Raw genomic sequence first — 23,670 nt, forward strand, 5'->3', positions numbered from 1 at the left:
CCTTCGGCTTCCTTCAGACCCCACCGTTACCAGTGACGCCCTTGCCTACGGGTTGTCTTCCCGCTGGTTAGGTGACAGGGTTTCTTTCAACCCATCGGCTCGGCAGACATGCCGGGCGAACAAGAAAGGTCCTGCTTCACGCAGAACCCATGGCATTGACTTCGGATGAAAGTGTAACATATATTTCTATCATTACTGCCCCGATAATTGTAGATGGCGACGTAGTTGGAGCCGTAATACTTGCGGCTAACAACCCCGATGTAAAGATGAGTGAACTAGAGCTTAAGATGGCTGAAACAGCAGCAGGGTTTCTAGGAAAACAAATAGAAACATAAAATATTAGGCAACCACTCCTGGCCAAGGTGGTTGCCTTAAATATTTTATGGTAAGTTTATTTTTTCTTTTGCCTTTACAAGCGAAACGATGATATCATTTACTGGTGTGCTTACACCATGTTTCTTTCCCATTTCTACAACGGCGCCGTTTAACGCGTCAATTTCCGTCCTCCTGCCTCTTTGGATGTCCTGAAGCATGGACGGGTGATGTGAAGCGGTGGCTGGTATTAATTTATCATAAAAATCTTTTATATAGGCCTCTGGATCAGGCCACAAGGTCTCCTGCCCCATTTTATCCAGGAGAGAAAATATCTCCCTGACAATACTTTCCATCAACATCCTTGAGTGTTCCGCTTCCGCCAGCTTCCCGTAATTAACCTCAAGGATAGCTCCCATGGAATTCAAAGCTGAATTGTAAATTATTTTACCCCATATATACTTCATTACCTGTTTAGAAAACCTGGTGGGGATCCCCGCTTCCCTAAAAATACTTACAAACTTCTCCATTTTATAGCGGTCAATCAAGTTTTTCGGTGATCCTAGGATAACATCATCGGCGATGACCGTTACTTTCGACGTGCCTGGTCCGGTTGTTTCCGCGCCGAAAATTACCCTCCCAAGGATCAACCGGTCCTCAGGGATATGTTTGGCTGCTGCTTCTAAATTACCATAGCCGTTTTGGGCAAGAACGACATATGTGTCAGGTGACAGGACCCTGGCTATTTCCGCGGCTACCTCTTCCGTGTCATATGATTTAACTGTAGCTATAACAAGGTCGAAATTGGTTCCTCTGATTTTATCCACACCGGTTACTACTTCATCTAACATGGCATGGTGTTCGCCCCAGATTCCAGTAACCCGCACGCCCTTACTCCTAACTGCTTCCTGGACAGGCTTTCTCGAAAGGCCGATTACTCTGTGTCCTTCTTCCTTTAGGAAACACGCATAGACAGTGCCTAGGGCGCCAAGTCCAAAGATTAGTATATTCATCCTTGCTCTCCTCAAATTTAAGCAATCACCAATAAAACCATTATTTAGATGATTACTGAGTTCAAATTATATCACGGCTCTACGATTTCAGAGTAGTATTCCACGGTTAACCTAGAAATCCTTTTTTCAAAAATTAAAATAGCCCCGCCATAGAGGCGAGGCTGCCGGGATATAACATGATTATTGAGTTGTACCACTGCTTTCAGTGCTTGTTTGGGTCGTTTCGCTGTCTTCCCCTGAGTTATCGATAACCCTTTCCATTATTGTTGATATTTCCGCCCGTGTAATAGCGCTATTGGGATTAAATTTCCCATCAGGGTTTCCTAAGATAATACCTTGCTGATAAAGAGCCATAATATAACCGGCGTCTTCTTGCGAAATTAAGATTTTATCGTTAAAAGGCATGTCAGACGTATCTACCGGCTGCAGTTTTATTGCTTTGGCAATCATAACGGCTGCTTGAACCCTGCTGGCTTGGACACTGGAATGGAACCGGTTTAAATTAATTACACCGTTATAAACAGCCTCACAAACAGATACCTTTGCCCAATCCGGAACACCAACAAGGTCATTCTCGGTTAAATCATTCGCCTGTGGAACTTCATCATAATTAGAGATTCGCGCTGCCAGGGCAACAACTTCAACCTGTGTAATCGGGTCATCCGGACGGAACGTACCATCTCCATCTCCTTTAAAAACACCGATAGCCGACATCTTTAGAATGGCTGACTTTGCCCAATGATCTTCAATGTCCTTGAAATTATTCCCCAGTTCAAGATCTTTATCTTTAACCGCATTTAAATTATCCTTTAATTGACCTAAAGCCTTATTTTTTACGCTTATTTTCACGCTGGTTTTATCGCTTGCGGTACCGGCCTTATCGATTGTAACACTGCTTGCTTTATCACCTGCAACACTGGCATTATCACTTGCAACGCTTGCTTTATCTGCCCCTTTGTTAGCCACACCCCCTGGTTTAGCCCAGGATACTCCCGCGGATAATACTACTACCAGTAATAGTGTGACGATAAAAAATAACTTTTTCAACGCAATTTCCCCCTTTATTTTAGTCTTACTTAATTATACGTGTAAAATAGTATTTTTAGCGGGTAATATAGTACTATTTTCCACCATGACTTTAGACCCAATTTAATATATATAACGCCCTGGAATAAACCCAAGGCGTTATAGGAACCATAATCTGTTATTAAAGTTAATCTAACATTTTATTTACATTCTTGCTATAATAGTAGTAATATGAATAAAATTTAGTAAATAATTATTTTACACAAATTGGTTTGTTATATAACTGGTTATTTAAATCGATACGCAAGGGTGATTTTTCTGCATAAATACATCTTAAGTTTAACTATATTATTTTTAGCGTTGGCTTCCATAACTTACGGCGTGTGGCGAGGTGAAAATATCGAGGTATTGATGAAGGCAATTAACCTTTGTCTGGAGTGCATAGGCATTGGTTAGTATTAAACGGCGACTAGTTCAACTGGCGGCTGCCTTTGCATTTAACAGCCATGTGGCAGGTTTCTTCAGGGGTACGATATACCGGGGAAACTTAAAACAAGTCTGCCTGCCGGTATTAAACTGTTATTCCTGCCCGGGCGCCATAGGGTCTTGTCCGGTCGGCTCCCTGCAAGCGGTAGCTTCTTTAAGCACATTTTACTTTTCTTTTTATGTTACCGGTTTTCTGGCGCTGGTGGGAGTTTTTACAGGCAGGTTGGCCTGCGGCTGGTTGTGTCCATTCGGGTTAATTCAAGAACTGCTCTATAGAATTCCTTCACCCAAGTATTTATTGCCTGACTGGACTCGTTTTGTCAAATATTTTATATTAGTTATTCCTGTTCTTTTGCTGCCGCCCATGTTTGCCGGTGATATTAATCCGGGTACTCCTTTTTTCTGCAAGTGGCTTTGCCCCGCGGGAACGTTGGAAGCAGCTATCCCGCTTTCCGTCACAAACTCCGGCATCCGCGGCGCCCTGGGATGGCTTTTCACCTGGCGCATTTCCTGGCTAGCCGCTATACTGATCTTTGTTATTTTGATTAAACGTGGATTTTGCCTGGTTTTGTGTCCGCTTGGGGCATTTTATTCCTTGTTCAACGGCATCAGCTTTCTTAAAATAAGTCGTGACCCTGAACGCTGCAACACCTGCGGTAAATGCGCCGTTATATGCCCCCTCCGCCTGCCTGAACGTACCATGAACCACCCTGAATGCACGCGTTGTCTTAAATGCGTGCACAACTGCCCGACCGGGGCGCTAAAATGGAGATTACAAATAACGGAAGGATGTGCGTCTGTACATGTCAAGAATTAAGATGTTGATTGTTACATTCCTTGTCGGACTTCTTTTTATTTCCGGCTGCGGTAGGGAAGAGGCTAAACCGGCGCAGACCACACAAACTGATAATTCGCCGGTTCAAGAACAGCAACCTTCTCAGTCAAAGCTGGACACACCTGCCCAGCAGACACCTGAACAGAAATCCCAGCAGGGAGGTAATGTGAAAATTCAACAACTGCCGCAGCCGGAACAGAACACAAATAGCCAAAAGCCCGGGCAACCGCCCCAAAACGCGCCAGAAAAGGAGAAAATAAATTATTCTTTAACCGTTGGAGCCGCCTTCCCGTCATTCACACTCACTGATTTGAACGGCGGCGCAGTTAGTTCGAAAGATCTTTTTAACAATAGAATCACTTTAATTAATATTTGGAGCACTACCTGAGGACCGTGCGTCCAGGAGATGCCAACCCTGGAAGGGTTGAAAAAGAAATACGCCAAACAAGGTTTAAGCGTAATAGGTATCATCGTAGATTCCCGCAACACTGAAAGAGCCAGGCAGGTTATTGCCGCGAAAGAAGTAAACTATACTAATCTTTTGGATGACGGGAGATTCAGTGAAAAAATCAACGCTGTGCCACAAACTTTTATTGTGGACGGTAACGGTTTGATTGTCCAATCGATAACCGGTTCAAGAACTTTGCAGCAGTTCAGCCAAATTATCGATCAATGTATTTAGCCGATCTAATATAAAAACGCCGCGAGCCTGCACCCGTGGCGTTATACTTAAAAAGAGGAGATTTGGAGAGATGTCACTGGGAAATATTGTTTTTCTTTAGAGCAATCATCTTTTCACGGAATTGGTCCATCGTCATACCATGCTCAGTGATGATTTGATCAATTGTTTTGCCTGACTGCATCTCAGTTTTAATTTCATCCGCGGTCATGCCTAATACGCTGACCATACCATCCAGGTTACGGCTCTGTTTTCCAAAACCTTTTCCTTTTGAGCCGTCAACCGCAGATTTGCCATGCTCTCTTAGCTTACCATTCAGGAAGCCGAAACCACCACAAAAACCCCCGTTTGTTTTGGCGGATATCTTGTCGGCTTGTTCCTGAGTGATTTTACCTTGCTGCACGGCTTCGTCAAGCATTTGTTTCTTAGTGTTATCCAGCGCAGTTGTTACCTGGTCTTGAGAAATACCGAGATTCGCCGCCAGTTTTGATACAAAACTCTGGTATAGGTCAGCGCAAACGGTTGTGGTGTTTGACTGGTCAGAGCTGGCGAAGGACATACCGGCAACAGCCATAGTAACGATTACCACGGCCATAAGAATTGCTCCAATTCGCCAATTTTTTGATTTCAAAAAATCCCTCCTTTCCTGGTTTAACCAGTGCACTGTTTATAGTGATATATTAACACTGTTTTACGGATTATAATCAGAATATTATGTGTTATTTCTGTGACGATTGTGTGAACAAAAGTTACGAGGTTTTAAAGCTTTAACTTGCCTTTTTACTAAATGCCTCCGCAATTGAATGGATTATGCCATATCCTTCATCGTCGTCCATTCCGTTGGTTATTACCACTAATATATAAGGATGCGAGGTTAAAATAACCCCACTGTCAGCAAGTACAGAGCCGCTAATATTTCCTTCCTTATTTGCCACCAGATAATCATTATCAGATAAAGCGGCTGGAATTCCGTCCCTATAAGATGAACTGGCCATCCACCCTAATACCTCGGCAAAATCATTTTTCCCCGACAGTATCAACTCCCAAATATCTCTCAATAAAAGCGCTACTGAGTTGGCGCTCATATAGTTCCCATCTTCGAATCTAATAGACATTCCCTCGGAGTTTAATTTTTCTTTTACAACATCTTGGCCTACTGTGCGCATTAACATTCGATAAGCAATATTATCGCTTTTCTCTAAAAGCAGTCTGCATAACTCCCGTATAGAATAAGAATCTCCTTCATCGATAGTTTCCTGTAAAACGCCGGAACCAGTTATATAATCATCAGACGTGAAAGCAATTTTATTTTCCCAATCAATTTTGTTCTCTTTTATTTGAAGCATTACTGTATATAATACTGACAACTTACTAAGAGAAGCAACTTGCATTTCCCTGTCAATATTATTACCTATCTTCTCACCGGTCTTTAAATCAAGAAAACACCAGGATACATTGTCGGATGCCAACGTTTTTTTCAACTCATCATTAATATTAAAGATTGAGCTTGATCTCGAAGATTTACTTGATTCCTCTAAAGGGTATATTGTGACTTTACTATTTTCTTTCTTTTTAATTATACCGGATATATTACTAATTATATTAAACTCATTTTTTTCGAATAATGAAACTAATAAACTTATCGCGAGTAAAAAGATTAAAAAATACTTAATCTTAATTAAAATGGACTTATTCTTTTTTCGCCTGCGCCCGAGACGGCCGCCATAAAAATCAATATTCATCTAATTAACAGTACTCCCATTTAAAATCTAAAATTCAATTTCCTGTTAATAATAACAAATATTTTCTAGATTATCAAACTCCCCACAATTTTAAAACCTTTATTTCCCCCTATTCAGTTGGCGTAAAACTACCGCGCCTGGTTTTCATCCGGCGCGGCATGAAAAGTTACTGACTATAGCATTTTATCGGGATAATAGGGAGTAGAAATGAATAGTACTGCAAGATAACTCGGGAGAATGTTCATGGATGCTATGCTGCTTGAGGTTGTTTAATCAATTAATTCGATTAAAACTCCAGCAAAGCCCTTTGGATGTAAGAAAGCAAAGTTGCTGTCACGCCACCTTCTAGTTTTTTTATCAATTAGAGGAAAGCCCTTCTTATCCAGCTCTTCCATACTGTTTTCCACATTTGGCACTTTAAGAGATATTAAGAAAACACCTTCTCCGTTTTTCTCAATAAATTTGGCTACCTCACCATCCGGACTGGTGGATTCCATAACTTCAAAGGCAACTTCTCCGATCATAAACCTGGCGACATTTATTTTTTCATTTTCATCAATATAGTGATCTACCGCCTTTAAATCAAATGCCTTGGCAAATTGTTCTTCCGCCTTTACAACATCTTTAACTGCGATACAGATATGATCAATCTTTTCCAGCTTCATGTTTTACATCCTCCCCATCTTTTTTATTAAGATTCTTCCCAAACCTTTACTTCCTTCATTTTATCTCCTTGCTTTATCTCATCTACATATTCCATTCCTTCTACAACTTTGCCGAACACCGTATGTACTCCATCAAGATGCGGGAAGGCATCATAACAGATGAAAAACTGACTCCCGCCTGTATCCTTCCCCGCATGAGCCATTGATAGCGACCCTCTAAGGTGTTTATTGGGGTTTCCCGCAGTTTCACATTTGATTGTGTAACCAGGTCCACCCGTGCCATTACCGTAGGGGCATCCTCCTTGCGCTACAAAACCTGGAATAACCCGATGAAAATTCAAACCATTATAATATCCTGTATTTGCTAATTTTTCAAAATTCGCCACCGTTCCAGGCGCGTCTTCCTCAAAGAAATCAATGACTATTTTCTTGCCATCTTCCAATTCAATGCTACCTTTTTTCAACTATCTTATCCTCCTTTAGTTTCAATAAATGTATTTTACTAAACCGAGTGGGATTTAGCAAATTACATTTAATGAAATATCCCGATTCCTTGACATGCTTTGGTATATCTGATAATCTCAAAAACATACTAAGGGTATAGATGAAAGTGTTTAATATGAATTTGCATACAAAAATAAATTATAAGCAAAGGAAGGATAAAAATGAATAATTATGAAGTAGTTCTAAACTTTTTCAACGCAGCGGACAAGCCGGTCAGCGCAAGCCAAATAGCAAAAGCAACGGGCATCGAAAAAAAAGAGGTTGACAAGATCATGAAACAGCTCAAAAAAGAGGAAAAAATAGCCTCTCCGAAGGCTTGCTATTGGGAAATAAAAAAATGATGACCTTTCCATGGATCATAGCCTTTCGGTAAGGGCGATTGCTGGTTATGGCTTCATACGCATCGGCAATGGCTAAAATGCGGCATTCCAGGGGGATCTATTCCCCCTGAAGCCCAAGGGGGTAACCCTCACCATTCCACCATCATCAAGCAGTTCTAGTACGCCACCCCGCCGATTTCCCGCAAGCTTTCCCTGGCTGATTCCAGCGCCTTAACCTGCTCGGACAGTTTTTCATAGGCTTCGGCAGCTTCTTTTTCACTGTGCTCCCTTTTCTCAATAACGCGCGTTAAAACAAGCCGCGTTCCTTCTATAGCTGAATTGAATTTTTCCTCGAAGAGGTTTTTAAAGACCTTGACACTTTTGGAGATTCGCTCGTTATAATCTGTCCTAAGCCGGCCGCAGTTACGGTCCAAATCCCGTTCCACCTTTTTCCTCATTACCCGCATAATCATCGGACCGGTGATGAATTTCGGCAGAAAAAGCGCATATAAATTAGTCGCGTTGGGGATAAACATATTCGAGTGCTCGCCAAAGATATAATAAAGCTTGGTCTCTTCGGTCAGCGCTTCTACTTCCGCAAAACCTTCGACTTTAAGATCAAAAATTTCCGCCGATTGCTTCAAAAGTTCGCCGATTACCCTGTTTGTCTTACCGGTGAACCGGGCGATTACCCGGTCGAAAGCTTCCTTCACTTTCTCTTCTACCTTGGGTTGCCACTCGTCGAAGGCTGATCGGATCCTGTTCTCAATGCAACCTTCCAGGTAGTGTATCAGCTTCCGTCCGGAAAGTTCCTTTTTAGTCTAGTATTCCTGTTCGATTTCTTTAACAATCATTATGTCCTGACTTTCCTGGAACACGGTTATTTCATGCTCAAGCTCCTGGTACACCTTGCTTTTCTCACCTTGAAAGATATAACCGTTATCCTCTTGTTCCTGACGCAGATTTATGACCATTTCGTCAAACAGTACTATCTTAGCCTTCAATTCTTCTAGGGGAATACCCAGTGCCTTCATCTCCAGTTCCAGCCCGAGCTGCAACTCCCCGGCCGCGTTGTTGCCTTTGTTGCAGGTTGCGTTAATAGCCGCGCGCCCCTTTTCCTTTAGCAGGAATTTCTCTAGCATAGCGGTAAACGCCGGCAGGTTGCTTGCTTTTATTTTTTCATCGTCGCCGGAAATCTTTCCATCCAGGGCCAACTTGGCAGAAAGCGAGTAAATATTTATCTCTTCTAAGCCAACTTTTTCAGCCAGAACTTTCTTGGCAAATTCAAGCGCCTTTTTTTTGTCCAAATCAGTTAAATAGTCAACTTTATTTAAAATAAAGAATGTCTTTGCTGAATACTGCCCAATATCCTTCAAGAAATCAAGTTCGGACCGGCTAATCGGCTGGTCGGACGATAAAAGAAAAATAGCGGCGTCCACCTTGGGGAGGTAGTTATAAGTCTCATCCGTATTGTTCTGGTAAATTGACCCTACTCCTGGCGTGTCAATTAAAACGACGCCGTCTTTTAGATAAGGCGACGGGTACTCAAGATGAACAAGCTTGACATTCTTTTCGTTGCAGGGGTTGCCCTCTTCGGTGACGTATAAGTGCAATTCATCCAGCGTTGTTTCTTCGACAACCCCGTCCAGGAAAGTTACCTTCGCGCTAATCCTCTCGCCATATTGGATTAAGGTAACAATGGAAGTTAGCGGCACGACGGCAGTCGGCAAAAGATCCGCGCCTAGGAGGGCATTAAGAAAAGTGGTTTTTCCTCTTTTGAATTCACCAAGGACAACCAAATTGAAGCGGCCTTGTAAAAGCTTCTGTTTAACTTCCCCCAGGTATTCCACGAGGTGGACAATTTTTCTCTGGTTGGCGATGTTTTCGAGTAATCCTAGGTTTTTAAGATTAAGGTTAAAATGATAGTTTGTCCTTTTTTGTTAAGCAATTTTTAATATCTGTTTGATATATTTTGAATATTGTGTATAATTAAATAAATATATAATAGTAAACTTTGTTTAGACCCTGCAGATAACTCCTACTGGTAACAGTGGGAGTTTTTGCTAAAATTAATTTAACTAGGGGAAAAGAGTACGAGGGGGTCTAAGAATGTTCAACAAGGTTTTGGTTGTATATGACGGTTCCCCGGAAGCCAAAAAAGCACTAAGGGATGGGCTTAAGTTAGCGAAAATGTCAGGTTCTGAATGTCATTTAGTTAGGGTGATTAAAAAGCCGAAACACATTTCCGATATTGAGGTATTTTACCAAGCAGCGGCTAACGAGCTAGCTCTTATCGAAAAAGAATTTGTCGGCGCCAGGTTTTTAGCCAGCCAGGCGGGATTCGACCTGCCCACGCATACCATCCTGGGCGACTCCTGCGAAGTATTGAAAAATTTTGTTCAAAAAGGTGATTATGACCTCGTAGTGGTAACACCGAAAAAAGATACTGCGCTAAAAGATGTACTCTTCGGCGGTTACGTGGAAAAACTGCTACGCAACTCTGATATTTCGGTCCTGGTTGTCCGATAATTGATTCAATCAGGTACCAATTTTATTTAAACCGTTCACCGACGTAAAATCTTAAACTTTTCAGCCAGGCCAGTTGTTCTTCCCCCTTTGGCTCATTGGAAAAGCGATAATCCGTTTTTCTGAAATATTCTTCAAAATCACTATCTAACTTCTGCAATTGCTCAATATGAATATCGGCTAATAAAAGCGTTATCTCTGTTGGAACTTCGTAGAATAAACCTATTAAGTGTCTCCAACAAAGGGCAGGCGATTTCCGGTATATTTCCTGTCCTTTTTTTTCTTTTAAAAAACTGGCCATGTAAGTTAAAGCCATCTGTTCACCTTGCTCAATTGTTTCACATATCGGACATTTTTTAGTAGTATGCAATCTTATTAGGATATCAAGGAAGACATTTACAGACCGTCTTGAAAAAATAATGGAAAGAGGCCATATCTGGCCAAGCCATCCATTTTTGTTGCTTTGTAAAACAGCTTTTATGTTTTTTAGCTCAGTCAACTTGATGTTTGCAACAAATTGATTAAGCGTGCTCAATTTATTGCCCAGTGAGGATATTTGCCAGCCGTGTTGTTTGCAAAAACCATTTTTAGACACCTCAAGCATTGTGGGAAGGCTGTTATAATATTCGATATCAAACCACGTCAGGTATGTTTTCTTGCTTTCCTCACCGTAAATACATGGGGGGCAACGATTTTCAAGCAGTAATTTTTCAATAGTGCTTTGATAAAAAGGTGGCCTGCTGTTTGCCACATTTACTCACCAGATTTACAAAGATTTTGTTTCCCTGAAAAGTTCTTTGTTAAACGCTACAGCGAGGCGTTGATTTCCCTTATTGTTTCCTTCATCTTAATCAGTTCGTTATAATCCCTTTGCCAGATCTTTACCCTTTCACGGCGTTCCTCCTCACTCAATCCCCTTTCCGCCCTGGCTTTCTGAAGGGCGGTACGCAGCCCTTGGGACACCGCGTCGGCGCGCAGTCTGAGCTCGCCGGCCACGTCCCGCACGCCTTCTTTCAGGCCGTCCGCCAGATCGTAGCGCACCCGGCCGCAGTTGCGGTCAAATAATTCCACCAGCTTATTTTTAGCGTTATTAAGAAGGTGGCCGCTAATCAACGCTTTCGGGAGTAAACCGGAGACAGACAGCATTTCCAGCGAAGGAATAAAGGTCGGGTGCTCTTCGAAGTGAAAAAAGAATTTTTTAGAACCCATAATGTATTCTCTGGATGATGATTTTTCCACCGGCACATCGAAAATCTCGGCCGAGATAGACATCATTCTATCTACAATCCCTTCGATCCGGCTAAAGAACCGCATCGACACTTTTTCAAATTGACTCCTTACCTTCAAGCGCTCTTCGTTGCGCTTTTCATTCAATACCGACTGGATCAGGTTTCTGCTGAAATCGTTCAGGCAATGAGTCAACTCTTTTGCTGACTTTTCGGACGACTCTTTTTTATAAGATTCCTCGATCAGATGTAATAGCTCACCTGTTTTAGCCGTCCTGAATTCATTAATATCCTCTTCGACCATAGCGCTCAAACGGTCCACCTCACGGTAGAGGAGATAAATCGAGTCTTCCCGCTCTTGTTCCAGCTTTTCCAGTTCAGCCGCGAAAAGTGTGATTTTTTCATCCAGATCCTGCAGCGAGCCGTCCATCGCCCGCTGCCAGAGCTGAAGTTCCAGTTCCAGTTCGTTGATGGTCCGTAACGCCCTGGCGGCGGAAGACTCCAGGAGCAGCCGCCCTTTATCGTTCCGGATAAAATTTCCCAGCACTTCTTCCAGCTTCTCAATGCCGCCGGCATCCACCCGCAGCTGTCCGTTTCCGCCGCCGGTTCTTCCGAGCAGGGCCTGGCGCGCCGAGAGAGGAATCAGGTCGTATTCTCCTTCGCCCAGGCTGTTCCACAGGGTCTCCCTGGTGAATGCCAATGCCTCGGTGATGTCTTCCGGTAAAGCGATATCGATTTTGTTCAATACGAAGAAAAGCTTGTTCACATATTTAGAAATATCTCTCAAGTAGTCAATTTCTATTTTACTGAGGGGGGCATCGATGGAAATCATGAAGATGGCGGCGTCGGAATGGGGAAGATAAGCGTACGCCGCGTCGGTATTATGCTCATAGACAGAACCGACACCCGGTGTGTCCACCAGGATGACGCCTTGTTTTAAAAATTCCGACGGGTGAATGATTTGCACCTCGCGCAGTTTTTTGATGTTTTTGGGGTTTCCCCTTTCAGTAACGTAATCGGCGATCTGGCTGACCGGAATTGCTTTTCTGGTGCCGTCCAGGTAAATGACAGAGGCGCCGAGTTGTTCACCGTGCTGGATTATGGTGGGAATGGCTGTCAGCGGCACGACGGCAGTCGGTAGCAGGTTGCCGCCCAGAAGAGCGTTGATGAAGGTGGACTTGCCCCTTTTGAATTCACCGAGTATGACCAGGGTAAAAGTTTCCCGGGAAAGTTTATCCGCACTCTCTTTTAAAAGCGAAGCGGCTGGGCTGTTTCCCTTTTTTGCAGCAAAATCAACTGCTTCAGCCAGGATCTGCAAAAGGCTATTTTTCTTTAGCACATAATGGTCCAGCACCACAAATCACCCTTTCGTAAAAAAGATTGCCATAAGAACTGTCAAAACAGGTAGCGGCGCTATATACGAAGCCGGCAAAAAATAAAAACTCCCACCAATAAGAAAATATTGGTAGGAGCTATTAGCCTCGACAAGGCATATAAGTGAGCTCCATCACCTCATAATATCCGCTTATTAAAATTTTATTTGAAAAAAATTATTAAGTCAATATGAAACTCCAACAGGTATATAGTGGAGTTTTCTGTTTAGACTAATTTTCAGCAAGGGGAAAGAATTACAAAGGGGGCTCCCAAAATGTTCAACAGAGTTTTGGTTGTGTATGATGGTTCGCCGGGAGCAAAAAGGGCATTGAATAGTGGCCTCAAGTTAGCGAAAATGGTTGGTTCGGAATGTCATTTGGTCAAGTTGCTTAAAAAGCCGGAACATGTTTCCGACATTAAGGCATTTCACCAAGAAGCAGCCGGCGAGCTAACTTTTGTTGAAAAAGAATCGGACAGGCCCAGGTTTTTAACTAGCTTAGCGGGATTTGACTTGCCTACGCATACCATCGCAGGCGAATCCTGTGAAGAGTTAAAAAACTTTGTTCAAAAAGGCATGTTTGACCTCGTAGTGGTAACACCCAGAAAAGATAACATGATAAAAGATATATTCTTCGGTAGTTACGTGGAAAAACTTTTACGCAAGTCCGATATTTCGGTCCTGGTTGTCCAATAAAGTTGATTGACAATAAGGTTTTTCCATGGTATTTTTTATGAGTATTGTAAATATGTATTTACATTGTTCATAGTTTTATCATTTAAGAGGCGATGGAGTTCGCCTGATGCCTATGAGCGGCTAATGACTCCTACTTTTAAATAGTAGGGGTTTTTTATGCGCGCGCGGCAAAGTGTTCCATAATTCATAGGGCTCACCTGCTGAGTTTTTATTTAACCAGTTATATCTAGAATAAATAAAATATTTTTATCTCCGAGCCTTTTCACCTGAAACTCTAAAGTTATGGTGGTTGGCCGGCAGGGTTTGAAGGGAAACCTTCAAGCCTCCCATTGCGGAAAGGAGAGCTTAATTCGCACGTCAGCCGGATAGGGCATTTTTTCGCAATGCCTGGCCGGCTTTTAATATTGCCTTGGTAAAGAACCTGGGGCTAATTTTATGACACGCTCGATGGGAGGTGTTTTTCTTGTAAATATAAGAATATGGAAGACCTGGATAAATAGCTGAACGGAGTTGAAAAGAGGAAATGGACATCATATGGCAAGGCTTCATAAAAGCGCTGGAATTACTTTTTACAGGAGATCATGACCTTTTTGAGATTACGTTGCTTACCATCAAGGTTTCCGGCACGGCAACGTTAATTAGTGTATTGATTGGGGTTCCCTTAGGAACGTTCCTGGCCCTATCCTTGTTTCCCGGGCGTAAGCTGATTGTGAGCATTGTAAACTTCGGCATGGGGCTTCCGCCAGTGGTAGTGGGCCTGTGGGTGAGCATTTTTCTGTGGCGGTACGGGCCTTTGGGTTTCCTGGGATTAATGTATACCCCAATCGCAATGATCATCGCCCAATCCCTGATTGCTTTTCCCATCGTAACCGGTTTTACCATTGCCGCCATTCAGCAGCTAAACCCCAAACTAAGACTGCAAATTATTGCCATTGGCGCCACCTGGTGGCAAACGCTTTTTCTCCTGGCGCGGGAAGCCCGGATGGGCCTTCTAGCGGCAGTTATTGCTGGCTTTGGCGGCGTGGTTTCTGAAGTGGGTGCGTCCATGATGGTTGGCGGCAACATTAAAGGCCAAACTGCGGTTCTGACCACGGCCACTGTGTTGGAAGTTTCCAAGGGCAACTTAGACATCGCAATGGCAATCAGCTTTATTCTACTGACCCTGGCTTATGGCATAACCCTGATTTTGACAATTCAACAACAGTGGAGGCGGACCTCATGAGCGAAAAAGTCATAGAAGTAAAAGATCTCTCGCTAACTAAAGGGAAAAACAAAATATTAGATATTGAATATTTTTCTCTCAACCAGGGTGAGATCGTTGCCTTAATAGGCCCCAACGGAGCCGGCAAAAGCACCCTATTGCAGGTGCTGATGCTTTTACAGCGCCCCACCGGCGGTGAGTTGTTTTTTAAAGGCGAAATAGTTGACTGGAAAAAACCTATCAAGCAGCGCCGCCTTATGGCAATGGTTTTCCAAGAACCCCTGCTGCTGGATACAACTGTTTACAATAACATAGCTTCCGGTCTGAAGGTAAGGGGACTTCCCATGGAAAAATCCCGTGTACCAGTTACTGAGTGGTCGCAAAGACTGGGCATCGAACACTTAATCCATCGTTCGGTGCGCCACCTCTCCGGTGGTGAATCACAGCGGGTGAGTCTAGCCCGGGCACTAGTTCTGGAGCCAAAAGTACTTTTTTTGGACGAGCCTTTTTCGGCGCTAGACGCCCCCACGCGGACGGCACTAACAGTAGAACTGGGGCGAATTTTGCGCGATACCGGCATAAGCTGTGTCTTTGTTACTCACGATTTTAGTGAAATTCCTCTCTTGGCCAGTAGGGTAGTAGTTCTGGAAAAAGGCAGGATTATTCAAACAGCTGCTCCCCGCGAGATTTTGACAAGGCCGGCCAGCCGGACTGTGGCGTCTTTGGTAGGTATAGAAAATATGCTCCCCGGTACAGTCGTGGAAAAGGATGGACGTGGTGTTTTCGTACAGGTAGACCAGAATACAATCAGGGTCTCCGGGAGTATGGCCGATGTGGGCGATACGGTACATGTCTTGTTGCGGCCGGAAGATATTAGTGTTAGTACTACCCCAGGAAAAGTGGTCGACGGTGCCAACATTGTATCCGGGAAAATCCGAGAGTTGCTCTCACTCGGTTTTCAATATAAAGCAACAATTGACTGTGGTTTTCCGTTGGTTACAATAATCAATCCCGATCAGGTATTTGATGGAAATATGGGGATGGGTCAAGAAGTCTATCTATCTTTCAGTCCCGATAAGGCACACTTAATTAATGATGAGCGCTAATTGTTCACTTGAATTGACTTGACAAAGAGTATTTTCCATGCTATTTTTTGTAAATAATATTTATAATTTCATTATTTTTTCGAGGCGATGGAGTTCGCCTGATGCCTATGAGCGGCTAATGACTCCTACTTTTAAATAGTAGGGGTTTTTTATTGTCAATAATCAAAGCGCTCAAAATCCTAAAAATAGTGAGACATTCTTTTTATCGTTCTGACGTTATGAATTTAAGGAGACAGTATAGATGAAAAAAAGATCCAGGATAAAATTTTATGACAAGGTTAACCTATTGAGGAGTGTTTTTGCAATATTTGTAATATCAATCACTTTGTTTGTAGAACTGGCAAAAGAAATTTTTATTGAGGGAGATACTAATCATTATGAGTGGTTTGTGTTAAATTGTTTACAGAATATTTCCAGCCCCGCTATGGATAAGGTAATGTTATTTTTTACTTTCCTCGGTTCAGTCGAATTTTACCTTATAACTATACCTGTTATTCTGGGAGTGCTGGTCTGGCGTCGCCGCTGGCATGAGTTTGGGGTAATATTATTTTCTGTAGCCGGCGCGCTGGTTCTTAATAATTTGTTGAAATTAGCTTTCCATCGCGTTCGACCCAATTTATATTTTATAAAAGAGACCGGATATAGTTTTCCCAGCGGCCATGCCATGATTACCACCGTTTTTTACGGTATAATATTATTTCTTGTTTTCCCGCTAGTCACATCCAGGGTATGGCGAAATATCCTGGTTGCATTGGCTATTTTTTTTACTATAGCTATTGGTGCAAGTCGGATCTATTTGGGAGTACATTACCCAAGCGATGTACTTGGGTCTTACCTGGCAGGCCTTTGCTGGCTAGCTGCTTCAATTATCATTATAAAATCACCATTCCGGTTACGCCTAAATCCGAGGGATACAGATGCGCATGGAATTGGAGAGTAGAATTACAACTCGAAACCCCAAAAGAGGTGTTAATTAATGTGGAATATTATTTTACTTGGCCTGGTAAGCCTGTTTACCGATATCAGCAGTGAAATGATTTACCCATTAGTCCCCCTCTACCTGGTTGGGATATTGGGCGCTACTCCGGCCATTGTAGGTCTTATCGAGGGTATTGCCGAAAGCCTGGCTAGCCTTTTGAAAGTTTTTTCCGGCGCTGTTTCAGATAAATTTCAGAAGAGAAAGCCACTTGCCATCTTTGGTTACGGGTTGTCAGGACTTTTTAAAATTCCAATAATTCTTGCCGTCTCCTGGACCTGGGTACTATGGGGGAGGATCGGCGACCGTTTCGGCAAGGGTGTGCGCACAGCGCCGCGAGACGCGTTAATTGCCGAGTCTGCTAATCCGGAAAAAATGGGCTGGTCATTCGGGTTGCATCGCATGTTGGATACTCTGGGCGCGGTAATCGGTGTTGCCCTGGCTTTTTATTTCTTCACTAAATACGAGGGCAATTACAAAGCCGTTTTCATCTGGTCATTAGTACCGGCATCCCTGGGTGTAGGCCTTCTATTCCTAATAAGGGAAATGAAGGCGAAAAATGAAAACTTGAAAAAACATTTCTCGGCAAACTGGCGCTCTCTTCATCCGCGTCTGAAAAAATTTTTAATAGTAGTGTTCCTTTTCGCTCTGGGCAACTCTTCCAACCAATTTCTTTTACTGCGTGCAAGCGAATTGGGTTACAGTGCCCAATCCATCATCCTTCTCTATTTGCCGGCCGTGAGCAGGACCGCTAAGAAGAGCCCGGTGATAATCACGCCCATCAACATGCCTCCCAGCGCCTTTGCTCCCAGCAAGAAGCCAACCAGCAAGGGGACGATAACCGGGATCAATCCAGGAACCATCATTTCTTTAATAGCACGCTTGGTGACGATATCGACGCAGCGTCCATATTCGGGCCGCGCCTTGCCTTCCATCAGGCCTTTAATTTCTTTAAACTGACGGCGCACCTCGTTAACTACCTCGTAGGCCGCCCGCCCGACGGCGCCCATGGCCAGCGCGGAGAAGATGAAGGGTAAAGCGCCGCCGATTAATAGGCCGGCCAGCACCCAGGGATCTTCCACTAAGAAGCTGATCTTTTCCAAGATGCCTGCCTCAAGCCGAACCCGGGTGATTTCCTGGGTATACGCCGAAAACAGGACGATGGCCGCCAATCCCGCCGATCCGATGGCGTAGCCTTTGGTCACGGCCTTGGTGGTGTTGCCTACCGCGTCCAACGGGTCGGTAATGTTGCGGACTTCCGGCGGCAGTTCGGCCATCTCAGCGATGCCGCCGGCGTTGTCGGTGATCGGGCCGTAAGAGTCGATGGCCACGATGATCCCGGTCATCGAGAGCATCGCCATAGAGGCGATGCCAATCCCGTAAAGGCCGCCAATTACGTAGGATACCAGGATCCCGGCGACAATGGTGAGAGCCGGCGAAATACTGGCTTCCATTGCCACCGACAGGCCGCTGATGATGTTGGTGGCGTGGCCGGACTGCGAGGCCCTGGCAATGGACTTAACCGGGCGGAAACGCTTGGAGGTATAGTAATCAGTCAGGAAGACGATGATTAACGTGACTGCCACGCCCACCAGCGCCGCGTAGAAAAACCGGGGCGAGCCGAAAATATAGGTGGTGGCCGGGTAAAACCCGATCAGGGCGATTATCGCCGCCGCTGCCAGGCCCTTGTAAAGGGCGGTCATGATTTCCTGTCCCTGGCTCAAACGGACGAAATAGCTGCCGATGATCGTGGCGATTATGGCGATACCCCCCAAGACCAGGGGATAGATGATATACTGCTCCTTGCCGGGGAAAAAGAGCTGTCCCAGCAGCATGGCCCCGATGGCCGTGATGGCGTAAGTCTCGAAGAGGTCAGCGGCCATACCGGCACAGTCACCCACGTTATCGCCCACATTGTCGGCTACGACAGCCGGGTTGCGCGGGTCGTCTTCCGGGATGCCGGCTTCCACCTTGCCAACCAGATCGGCGCCGACGTCGGCGCTCTTAGTATAGATGCCGCCACCCAAACGGGCGAAAACGCTGATCAAGCTGCCGCCAAAACCAAGGCCGATCAGGTAATTCGGGTCCCTGAACAGTGCGTACATCCCGGCTACGCCCAGCAGCCCCAGGCTCACGCACATCAGGCCGGTGACAGCGCCGCCCTTAAAGGCTACCACAAGGGCAAAGGGCAGGCCCTTTTTGGCCGCCTCGCCGACACGCAGGTTGCTCCGCACCGCCACGTTCATCCCGACATAGCCGCACAGGCTGGAGAAAACTGCCCCGATGATAAAGCCCAAGGTAGTGATCCAGCCCAATCCGAAATAAAGAATAATAACAATGATAATCCCGACAACCGCGATGGTCTTATACTGGCGGTTCAAGTAGGCCATAGCGCCTTCCTGGATCGCGCCGGAGATCTCGATCATTCGCTTCGAGCCGGGCGGCTGCCTCAAAACCCAAACGGTGAGGTAACCGGCAAACAAAATACCGATTACGGCCGCGCAAACTGCATATAAAGGAAACGCCGCGTTTTCCACTTGCAATACACCACCTTTTCATTTTTTTAAGATTTTTAACATATAGGATTAAGAAATCAATTATCACCTCCTTAAAAATTTTGGACTGCTAACAAACTGTAACTTTCACCCCCCCTCGTGTTCGCAATTGAGTTCGATAAGGACCTATAAAAAACAAAAACCCCCACCCGAAGGTAGGAGTCATCAGCTTTTTAAGGCTCAGGCGAACTCCATCGCCCCCCGCAGCGGGGATATTACTTTGTTTAAAAAATAAAAACCCCTACCATCACCGGTAGGAGCCATTAGCGATTCGCGTTTGGCGAGCTCCATCGCCATATATTATTATAACATATATAACATACCTTCTAAAAATATGTCAATTCATAATTTGATCTTGATTTGATAAAATTAATTTGACAAAAGAATTTTTCCCATGGTATATTAAAATAGTTGTTGTAAGTAGTATTTATACGTTATTTTTCCTTTTTCCGAGGCGATGGGGTTCGCCTTATGCCTGTGAGTGGCTAATGACTCCTACTTTCTAAAAGTAGGGGTTTTTTATTGCCAATAATTAAAACGTTCAAAGGAGGTTGGAAGTAGCTATAAAAATTATTGAATTTGATGTAAGGAAGAAAAAATAGTGGCTGTCGCCGAGCCCAAAAGGAGTGGAGCATAGTATGTTTAAGCACATTATGGTTGCCTTCGATAATTCCGTGTATGCGCAAAAGGCTTTGGACAAGGGTCTGGCCCTGGCAGAGGCCAGCGGCGCCTTTCTTGAACTAATTACTGTTGTTCAATTACCGGACTATGCCGAAACTATTGATGAAGTAAACGAGATGATCAGTGATGGAAAGAAATTTTACCAGCCTGCTCATGAGCATGCAGCTAATGAAGCGCAAAAGAGGGGCATTAAATTTGCCTCTAATATGCTCCACGGACACATTGGCGAAACCTTGGTAAAATATGCAAAAGACAATGTGGTTGACCTGATTTTAATGGGCTCGCATGGCCGCAGCGTGGTTGGCAGGCTTCTCTTGGGCAGTGTTTCGAATTATGTGGTGAAGCATGCCAGGTGTCCGGTTCTGATTGTAAGAGAATAAAAAAAGAATATAGATAATTAACTAAATAGAATTATTTTCCAAAAGTAAGTGCTTTTAATTCCGGGATGATCCAGGTTATTGAATGAGTAAAGAGTAATAATAATAAATTAATGTAGAATTGGTGCCGCATGCTGGAACTTTAACGGATCTTAATAGGCTGAATGAAAGGTGAACGATAATATGGAACAAATCTTTATGCTGGCTTCTTTTTGGCTTGGACTAGCCGTTTTTTCCGCTGTCATCGCCTATCACCTGCGCATTTCAATTGCGTTAGTAGAAATATGCGTTGGGGTAATCACTGCGGCTGTAGCTGCTTACTTTGGCATGACTGAAGCGTTAGGCGCTAATCAGGAATGGTTGCGCTTTCTCGCTTCATCCGGAGCTGTTTTGCTGACTTTCTTGGCCGGTGCCGAACTTGAAAAAGAAGTACTACAAAAAAAGTTGAAAGAAGTAACGGTTGTCGGCCTGGTCGGCTTTTTCGCGCCTTTTCTTGGTTGCACAGCGATAGCATATTATGCGCTTGGCTGGACATTGCAGGCTAGTTTGTTAGGTGGCGTGGCACTCTCCACGACATCAATGGCAGTTGTCTACGCGGTCATGCTGGAAACCGGCTTCAACAAGACTGAATTTGGCAAGGGAATTCTAGGTGCTTGCTTTATAAATGATCTTGGAACAGTTATAGCCCTTGGCCTCTTATTTGCCCCGTTTACCTACAGGACTGTTATTTTTATTATTGTTACTGCTGCTGTATTGTTCCTGTTGCCCTTTCTCACCCGCTGGCTGACCCGTATCTATGCATACAGAACTGCCGCTATCAGGGCGAAATGGGTCATACTCGTCCTTTTTGGCTTAGGTACTTTGGCTTATTGGTCAGGAAGTGAGGCGGTGCTTCCCGCATACCTAATTGGTATGATTCTGGCCGAATTCTCCAATGAAGACACCTTTTGGCTGCGAAGACTACGGACTTTGACCGTGGGATTTCTCACCCCATTTTATTTCATTCGCGCGGGCACACTTGTTTCTTTATCTGCCTTGATTGCAGCCCCATTGGCCTTCCTGGTGTTGCTAGGAGGCAAAGTGGTGTCGAAGATTTTCGGTCTATATCCATTTATTGGGCTGTTCCGGCATGAACGCAATGAGCGATGGTACTACACCCTGATGATGTCCACCGGATTAACATTTGGAACAATTTCAGCGTTATTCGGCTACTCCCATGAAATCGTGACGCAGGCTCAATACTCTTTTCTGGTGGCGTCGGTCATTGCCAGCGCAGTTGTTCCAACGGTTATCGCCGGACTTGCTTTTTTGCCCCGGCATCTTCTGCCCGAGCCTGAAGAACAGATAAAACCAAAATATGAAGAAGACTTAAGCGAAGAGGGTTAAATTTTATTTTACGCAAATATAAATTGGTTGGAAGTTTCCAACCAATTTATATTTGCGACTTGCATAAAATTCTTCAGATTAGCAGGATATCGATAATACCCTTATAGAAATAGATCAAAAGCAATCAACTTTGGATATTCCAAATTAAAATGTTCAAAGGAGGAGAAATTAAATGATTTATTCTCATGAAGTGGAAAACATGTGTACTGTCACAAAAGGCCCGAAACACGGGCCGGCAGCGATTCCTGAGGAAGGGAAATGGGTCAAGGTTTATGATGTGAAAGATGTTTCCGGTCTTACTCATGGGGTTGGTGGGTGCGCGCCGCAGCAGGGCGCTTGTAAAATCACCTTGAATGTAAAGGAAGGTATTATTGAAGAAGCTTTGATTGAGACTATCGGGTGTTCAGGCATGACTCATTCGGCTGCCATGGCTTCAGAGATACTGCCGGGAAAAACTATTTTGGAAGCGCTTAATACAGATCTGGTATGCGATGCAATCAACGTGGCAATGAGAGAACTTTTTTTACAGATAGTCTATGGCAGGACGCAGACGGCGTTTTCAGAAGGCGGGCTGCCTATAGGCGCCGGTCTCGAGGATCTGGGAAAAGGGTTGAGATCCCAGGTGGCCACCATGTATGGAACTAAAGTAAAGGGAACACGTTATCTGGAAATGGCAGAGGGTTATGTAACCAGTATGGGGTTGGATGAAAACAATGAGGTTATTGGATATAAGTTTGTGCACCTTGGGAAGATGATGGAAATGGTTGCAAAAGGTGTTGACGCTAATGAAGCTATGCAAAAAGCCACCGGTCAGTACGGCAGATATGATGAGGCGGTAAAATACATCGATCCCAGGCATGAATAATTTTGAGATAGGAGGAATAAAAGGTGCAACTATTTGAGAGTTATGAGAGAAGAATAAATCAAATCACCCCGGTTTTAGAAAAATACGGAATGACCAGCCTTGACGAAGCGAGGCAAATTTGTGCGGATAAAGGAATTGACGTTCAGGCGATTGTAAAGTCAATTCAACCAATCTGTTTTGACAACGCCGTATGGGCTTATACTCTTGGCGCCGCGATCGCGATAAAAAAGGGACTAAAAACAGCCAGCGAAGCTGCCGAAGCATTAGGAGAAGGACTGCAGGCTTTTTGTATCCCCGGTTCGGTTGCGGACCAGCGACAGGTTGGCGTCGGCCATGGCAACCTGGCTGCCATGCTGCTAAGGGAGGATACGAAATGTTTCGCGTTTCTTGCCGGCCATGAATCCTTTGCTGCCGCGGAAGGAGCGATAGGCATCGCGAAATCCGCCAACCGGGTTAGAAAACAACCGCTAAGGGTTATCCTAAACGGTCTTGGTAAAGACGCCGCCTATATAATTTCGAGAATTAACGGCTTCACATATGTTAAAACTGAGCTTGACTATTTTACCAGCGAGCTGAAAATTATTGAAGAAAAACCGTTTTCCAAAGGTGAAAAAGCTTTGGTTAAATGCTATGGTTGTGATGATGTTCGTGAAGGGGTAGCCATCATGCATCATGAATTAGTTGACGTATCAATTACCGGCAACTCAACGAATCCCACACGTTTTCAACACCCGGTCGCTGGAACTTATAAAAAAGAGTGCATCGAACAAGGAAAGAAATACTTTTCAGTAGCCTCCGGAGGGGGCACCGGTAGAACCCTTCACCCGGATAACATGGGAGCAGGTCCTGCTTCATATGGAATGACGGATACCATGGGCAGGATGCATTCCGACGCACAATTTGCGGGCTCATCCTCAGTACCAGCGCATGTAGAGATGATGGGGCTGATTGGCATGGGTAATAATCCGATGGTTGGGGCATCAGTCTCAGTTGCCGTAGCAATTGAAGAAGCAATGAAATAAGTACCTATATTATGTAAACAATTATTGATACACGGGTTACTTATTTATTTATTCTCTTACTCTACCATACTAATGGAATTAAATGATGATGAACCTTTT

At 44.3% G+C, this 23,670-nt stretch carries 25 protein-coding genes, 3 pseudogenes and 7 riboswitches; of the genes and pseudogenes, 16 read left to right on the top strand and 12 right to left on the bottom strand.

Annotation, left to right across the window (positions count from 1 at the left end):
* The first annotated feature begins 149 nt into the window (after positions 1–149).
* Positions 150–335, top strand: coding sequence for a stage V sporulation T C-terminal domain-containing protein (locus tag L7E55_RS13895; protein WP_420852052.1), 186 nt, complete (start codon positions 150–152; stop codon positions 333–335).
* A 45-nt stretch (positions 336–380) separates the two neighbouring features.
* Here the strand turns inward: L7E55_RS13895 and L7E55_RS13900 are convergent, their stop codons facing one another.
* Together L7E55_RS13900 and L7E55_RS13905 are read right to left on the bottom strand one after the other, a co-directional pair.
* Positions 381–1,325 (bottom strand): ketopantoate reductase family protein, encoded by a 945-nt coding sequence (locus L7E55_RS13900; protein WP_277444898.1) that lies wholly within the window; start codon positions 1,323–1,325, stop codon positions 381–383.
* 180 nt (positions 1,326–1,505) lie between these two features.
* The gene (locus tag L7E55_RS13905; RefSeq protein ID WP_277444899.1) at positions 1,506–2,372 is read right to left on the bottom strand and encodes an S-layer homology domain-containing protein; all 867 of its coding nucleotides are present in this window, start codon (positions 2,370–2,372) and stop codon (positions 1,506–1,508) included.
* A 324-nt stretch (positions 2,373–2,696) separates the two neighbouring features.
* Here L7E55_RS13905 and L7E55_RS13910 point away from each other — a divergent pair, with 324 nt between their 5' ends.
* The 4 genes and pseudogenes from L7E55_RS13910 to L7E55_RS13925 form a co-directional block, all read left to right on the top strand.
* The gene (locus L7E55_RS13910) at positions 2,697–2,807 is read left to right on the top strand and encodes a CD1871A family CXXC motif-containing protein (protein WP_277444941.1); all 111 of its coding nucleotides are present in this window, start codon (positions 2,697–2,699) and stop codon (positions 2,805–2,807) included.
* The gene (locus L7E55_RS13915) at positions 2,800–3,654 is read left to right on the top strand and encodes a 4Fe-4S binding protein (RefSeq protein ID WP_277444900.1); all 855 of its coding nucleotides are present in this window, start codon (positions 2,800–2,802) and stop codon (positions 3,652–3,654) included. The genes L7E55_RS13910 and L7E55_RS13915 overlap by 8 nt, the downstream gene beginning before the upstream one ends.
* Positions 3,641–4,060: a TlpA family protein disulfide reductase gene (locus L7E55_RS13920; RefSeq protein ID WP_277444901.1), complete on the top strand. Its 420-nt coding sequence runs from the start codon at positions 3,641–3,643 to the stop codon at positions 4,058–4,060. The genes L7E55_RS13915 and L7E55_RS13920 overlap by 14 nt, the downstream gene beginning before the upstream one ends.
* A gap of 12 nt (positions 4,061–4,072) precedes the next feature.
* A pseudogene (locus L7E55_RS13925) lies at positions 4,073–4,354 on the top strand (TlpA disulfide reductase family protein); the annotation flags it as partial.
* Positions 4,355–4,427: 73 nt separating this feature from the next.
* Here L7E55_RS13925 and L7E55_RS13930 read toward each other — a convergent pair.
* The 4 genes from L7E55_RS13930 to L7E55_RS13945 form a co-directional block, all read right to left on the bottom strand.
* Positions 4,428–4,982, bottom strand: coding sequence for a Fis family transcriptional regulator (locus L7E55_RS13930; RefSeq protein WP_277444902.1), 555 nt, complete (start codon positions 4,980–4,982; stop codon positions 4,428–4,430).
* A 136-nt stretch (positions 4,983–5,118) separates the two neighbouring features.
* Entirely contained in the window at positions 5,119–6,093 is a 975-nt protein-coding gene (locus L7E55_RS13935) for a serine hydrolase (protein ID WP_277444903.1), read from the bottom strand.
* A gap of 269 nt (positions 6,094–6,362) precedes the next feature.
* Positions 6,363–6,758 carry a VOC family protein gene (locus L7E55_RS13940; RefSeq protein WP_277444904.1) on the bottom strand — a complete coding sequence of 132 codons (396 nt, stop codon included), beginning with the start codon at positions 6,756–6,758 and terminating at the stop codon, positions 6,363–6,365.
* 26 nt (positions 6,759–6,784) lie between these two features.
* The gene (locus L7E55_RS13945) at positions 6,785–7,222 is read right to left on the bottom strand and encodes a peptidylprolyl isomerase (RefSeq protein WP_277444906.1); all 438 of its coding nucleotides are present in this window, start codon (positions 7,220–7,222) and stop codon (positions 6,785–6,787) included.
* 201 nt (positions 7,223–7,423) lie between these two features.
* Here L7E55_RS13945 and L7E55_RS13950 point away from each other — a divergent pair, with 201 nt between their 5' ends.
* Positions 7,424–7,603 (top strand): MarR family transcriptional regulator, encoded by a 180-nt coding sequence (locus L7E55_RS13950; protein ID WP_277444907.1) that lies wholly within the window; start codon positions 7,424–7,426, stop codon positions 7,601–7,603.
* A gap of 16 nt (positions 7,604–7,619) precedes the next feature.
* On the opposite strand, the pseudogene L7E55_RS17775 reads toward L7E55_RS13950, so the two are convergent.
* The 3 genes and pseudogenes from L7E55_RS17775 to L7E55_RS13960 all read right to left on the bottom strand — a co-directional run.
* Positions 7,620–7,742, bottom strand: a pseudogene (locus tag L7E55_RS17775) (HD-GYP domain-containing protein); the annotation flags it as partial.
* Between the two features lie 16 nt (positions 7,743–7,758).
* A complete protein-coding gene (locus L7E55_RS13955; protein WP_277444908.1) occupies positions 7,759–8,295 on the bottom strand; it encodes a hypothetical protein in 537 nt (178 codons plus the stop codon).
* 108 nt (positions 8,296–8,403) lie between these two features.
* On the bottom strand, positions 8,404–9,432 hold the full coding sequence (locus tag L7E55_RS13960) for a dynamin family protein (protein WP_277444909.1): 1,029 nt from the start codon (positions 9,430–9,432) through the stop codon (positions 8,404–8,406).
* 259 nt (positions 9,433–9,691) lie between these two features.
* Here L7E55_RS13960 and L7E55_RS13965 point away from each other — a divergent pair, with 259 nt between their 5' ends.
* Positions 9,692–10,111 (top strand): universal stress protein, encoded by a 420-nt coding sequence (locus tag L7E55_RS13965; protein WP_277444910.1) that lies wholly within the window; start codon positions 9,692–9,694, stop codon positions 10,109–10,111.
* A 22-nt stretch (positions 10,112–10,133) separates the two neighbouring features.
* Here L7E55_RS13965 and L7E55_RS13970 read toward each other — a convergent pair whose 3' ends face one another.
* Both L7E55_RS13970 and L7E55_RS13975 read right to left on the bottom strand, forming a co-directional pair.
* Entirely contained in the window at positions 10,134–10,859 is a 726-nt protein-coding gene (locus L7E55_RS13970) for a DUF6062 family protein (protein ID WP_277444911.1), read from the bottom strand.
* A 56-nt stretch (positions 10,860–10,915) separates the two neighbouring features.
* The gene (locus L7E55_RS13975; RefSeq protein ID WP_277444912.1) at positions 10,916–12,688 is read right to left on the bottom strand and encodes a dynamin family protein; all 1,773 of its coding nucleotides are present in this window, start codon (positions 12,686–12,688) and stop codon (positions 10,916–10,918) included.
* A gap of 105 nt (positions 12,689–12,793) precedes the next feature.
* A riboswitch (Fluoride riboswitch) is annotated at positions 12,794–12,855 on the bottom strand.
* Positions 12,856–12,982: 127 nt separating this feature from the next.
* On the opposite strand from L7E55_RS13975, the gene L7E55_RS13980 reads away from it, so the two are divergent.
* From L7E55_RS13980 to L7E55_RS14000, 5 genes and pseudogenes are all read left to right on the top strand, one after another.
* On the top strand, positions 12,983–13,402 hold the full coding sequence (locus L7E55_RS13980; RefSeq protein ID WP_277444913.1) for a universal stress protein: 420 nt from the start codon (positions 12,983–12,985) through the stop codon (positions 13,400–13,402).
* 79 nt (positions 13,403–13,481) lie between these two features.
* Positions 13,482–13,542: riboswitch (Fluoride riboswitch) on the top strand.
* Between the two features lie 98 nt (positions 13,543–13,640).
* Positions 13,641–13,760: riboswitch (molybdenum cofactor riboswitch) on the top strand.
* A gap of 165 nt (positions 13,761–13,925) precedes the next feature.
* Positions 13,926–14,624, top strand: a complete 699-nt coding sequence (locus L7E55_RS13985; protein ID WP_277444914.1) for an ABC transporter permease — start codon at positions 13,926–13,928, stop codon at positions 14,622–14,624.
* Positions 14,621–15,709 carry an ABC transporter ATP-binding protein gene (locus L7E55_RS13990; RefSeq protein ID WP_277444915.1) on the top strand — a complete coding sequence of 363 codons (1,089 nt, stop codon included), beginning with the start codon at positions 14,621–14,623 and terminating at the stop codon, positions 15,707–15,709. The genes L7E55_RS13985 and L7E55_RS13990 overlap by 4 nt, the downstream gene beginning before the upstream one ends.
* 74 nt (positions 15,710–15,783) lie before the next feature.
* Positions 15,784–15,844, top strand: a riboswitch (Fluoride riboswitch).
* A gap of 106 nt (positions 15,845–15,950) precedes the next feature.
* Positions 15,951–16,649, top strand: coding sequence for a phosphatase PAP2 family protein (locus tag L7E55_RS13995; RefSeq protein WP_277444916.1), 699 nt, complete (start codon positions 15,951–15,953; stop codon positions 16,647–16,649).
* A 93-nt stretch (positions 16,650–16,742) separates the two neighbouring features.
* Positions 16,743–17,357, top strand: a pseudogene (locus L7E55_RS14000) (MFS transporter); the annotation flags it as partial.
* A gap of 53 nt (positions 17,358–17,410) precedes the next feature.
* Here the strand turns inward: L7E55_RS14000 and L7E55_RS14005 are convergent.
* Positions 17,411–19,222: a sodium-translocating pyrophosphatase gene (locus L7E55_RS14005; RefSeq protein ID WP_277444917.1), complete on the bottom strand. Its 1,812-nt coding sequence runs from the start codon at positions 19,220–19,222 to the stop codon at positions 17,411–17,413.
* Between the two features lie 167 nt (positions 19,223–19,389).
* A riboswitch (Fluoride riboswitch) is annotated at positions 19,390–19,448 on the bottom strand.
* Positions 19,449–19,487: 39 nt separating this feature from the next.
* Positions 19,488–19,544, bottom strand: a riboswitch (Fluoride riboswitch).
* 140 nt (positions 19,545–19,684) lie between these two features.
* Positions 19,685–19,745: riboswitch (Fluoride riboswitch) on the top strand.
* Positions 19,746–19,878: 133 nt separating this feature from the next.
* Between L7E55_RS14005 and L7E55_RS14010 the strand changes: the two genes are divergently transcribed.
* From L7E55_RS14010 to L7E55_RS14025, 4 genes are all read left to right on the top strand, one after another.
* Positions 19,879–20,301 carry a universal stress protein gene (locus L7E55_RS14010; protein ID WP_277444918.1) on the top strand — a complete coding sequence of 141 codons (423 nt, stop codon included), beginning with the start codon at positions 19,879–19,881 and terminating at the stop codon, positions 20,299–20,301.
* A 180-nt stretch (positions 20,302–20,481) separates the two neighbouring features.
* Positions 20,482–21,684 carry a cation:proton antiporter gene (locus L7E55_RS14015; protein ID WP_277444920.1) on the top strand — a complete coding sequence of 401 codons (1,203 nt, stop codon included), beginning with the start codon at positions 20,482–20,484 and terminating at the stop codon, positions 21,682–21,684.
* A gap of 172 nt (positions 21,685–21,856) precedes the next feature.
* Positions 21,857–22,549: an iron-sulfur cluster assembly scaffold protein gene (locus tag L7E55_RS14020; RefSeq protein WP_277444921.1), complete on the top strand. Its 693-nt coding sequence runs from the start codon at positions 21,857–21,859 to the stop codon at positions 22,547–22,549.
* 23 nt (positions 22,550–22,572) lie between these two features.
* The gene (locus L7E55_RS14025; protein WP_277444922.1) at positions 22,573–23,571 is read left to right on the top strand and encodes a GGGtGRT protein; all 999 of its coding nucleotides are present in this window, start codon (positions 22,573–22,575) and stop codon (positions 23,569–23,571) included.
* The last annotated feature ends 99 nt before the right edge of the window (positions 23,572–23,670 follow it).

This window comes from Pelotomaculum isophthalicicum JI (genome assembly GCF_029478095.1).
GTDB lineage: Bacteria > Bacillota > Desulfotomaculia > Desulfotomaculales > Pelotomaculaceae > Pelotomaculum_D > Pelotomaculum_D isophthalicicum.

Coding starts and splice junctions, on each gene's coding strand:
- L7E55_RS13895 (WP_420852052.1), top strand. CDS start 150: ATGGCATTGACTTCGGATGAAAGTGTAACATATATTTCTATCATTACT.
- L7E55_RS13900 (WP_277444898.1), bottom strand. CDS start 1,325: ATGAATATACTAATCTTTGGACTTGGCGCCCTAGGCACTGTCTATGCG.
- L7E55_RS13920 (WP_277444901.1), top strand. CDS start 3,641: ATGTCAAGAATTAAGATGTTGATTGTTACATTCCTTGTCGGACTTCTT.
- L7E55_RS13935 (WP_277444903.1), bottom strand. CDS start 6,093: ATGAATATTGATTTTTATGGCGGCCGTCTCGGGCGCAGGCGAAAAAAG.
- L7E55_RS13940 (WP_277444904.1), bottom strand. CDS start 6,758: ATGAAGCTGGAAAAGATTGATCATATCTGTATCGCAGTTAAAGATGTT.
- L7E55_RS13950 (WP_277444907.1), top strand. CDS start 7,424: ATGAATAATTATGAAGTAGTTCTAAACTTTTTCAACGCAGCGGACAAG.
- L7E55_RS13965 (WP_277444910.1), top strand. CDS start 9,692: ATGTTCAACAAGGTTTTGGTTGTATATGACGGTTCCCCGGAAGCCAAA.
- L7E55_RS13980 (WP_277444913.1), top strand. CDS start 12,983: ATGTTCAACAGAGTTTTGGTTGTGTATGATGGTTCGCCGGGAGCAAAA.
- L7E55_RS13985 (WP_277444914.1), top strand. CDS start 13,926: ATGGACATCATATGGCAAGGCTTCATAAAAGCGCTGGAATTACTTTTT.
- L7E55_RS13990 (WP_277444915.1), top strand. CDS start 14,621: ATGAGCGAAAAAGTCATAGAAGTAAAAGATCTCTCGCTAACTAAAGGG.
- L7E55_RS13995 (WP_277444916.1), top strand. CDS start 15,951: ATGAAAAAAAGATCCAGGATAAAATTTTATGACAAGGTTAACCTATTG.
- L7E55_RS14010 (WP_277444918.1), top strand. CDS start 19,879: ATGTTTAAGCACATTATGGTTGCCTTCGATAATTCCGTGTATGCGCAA.
- L7E55_RS14015 (WP_277444920.1), top strand. CDS start 20,482: ATGGAACAAATCTTTATGCTGGCTTCTTTTTGGCTTGGACTAGCCGTT.
- L7E55_RS14020 (WP_277444921.1), top strand. CDS start 21,857: ATGATTTATTCTCATGAAGTGGAAAACATGTGTACTGTCACAAAAGGC.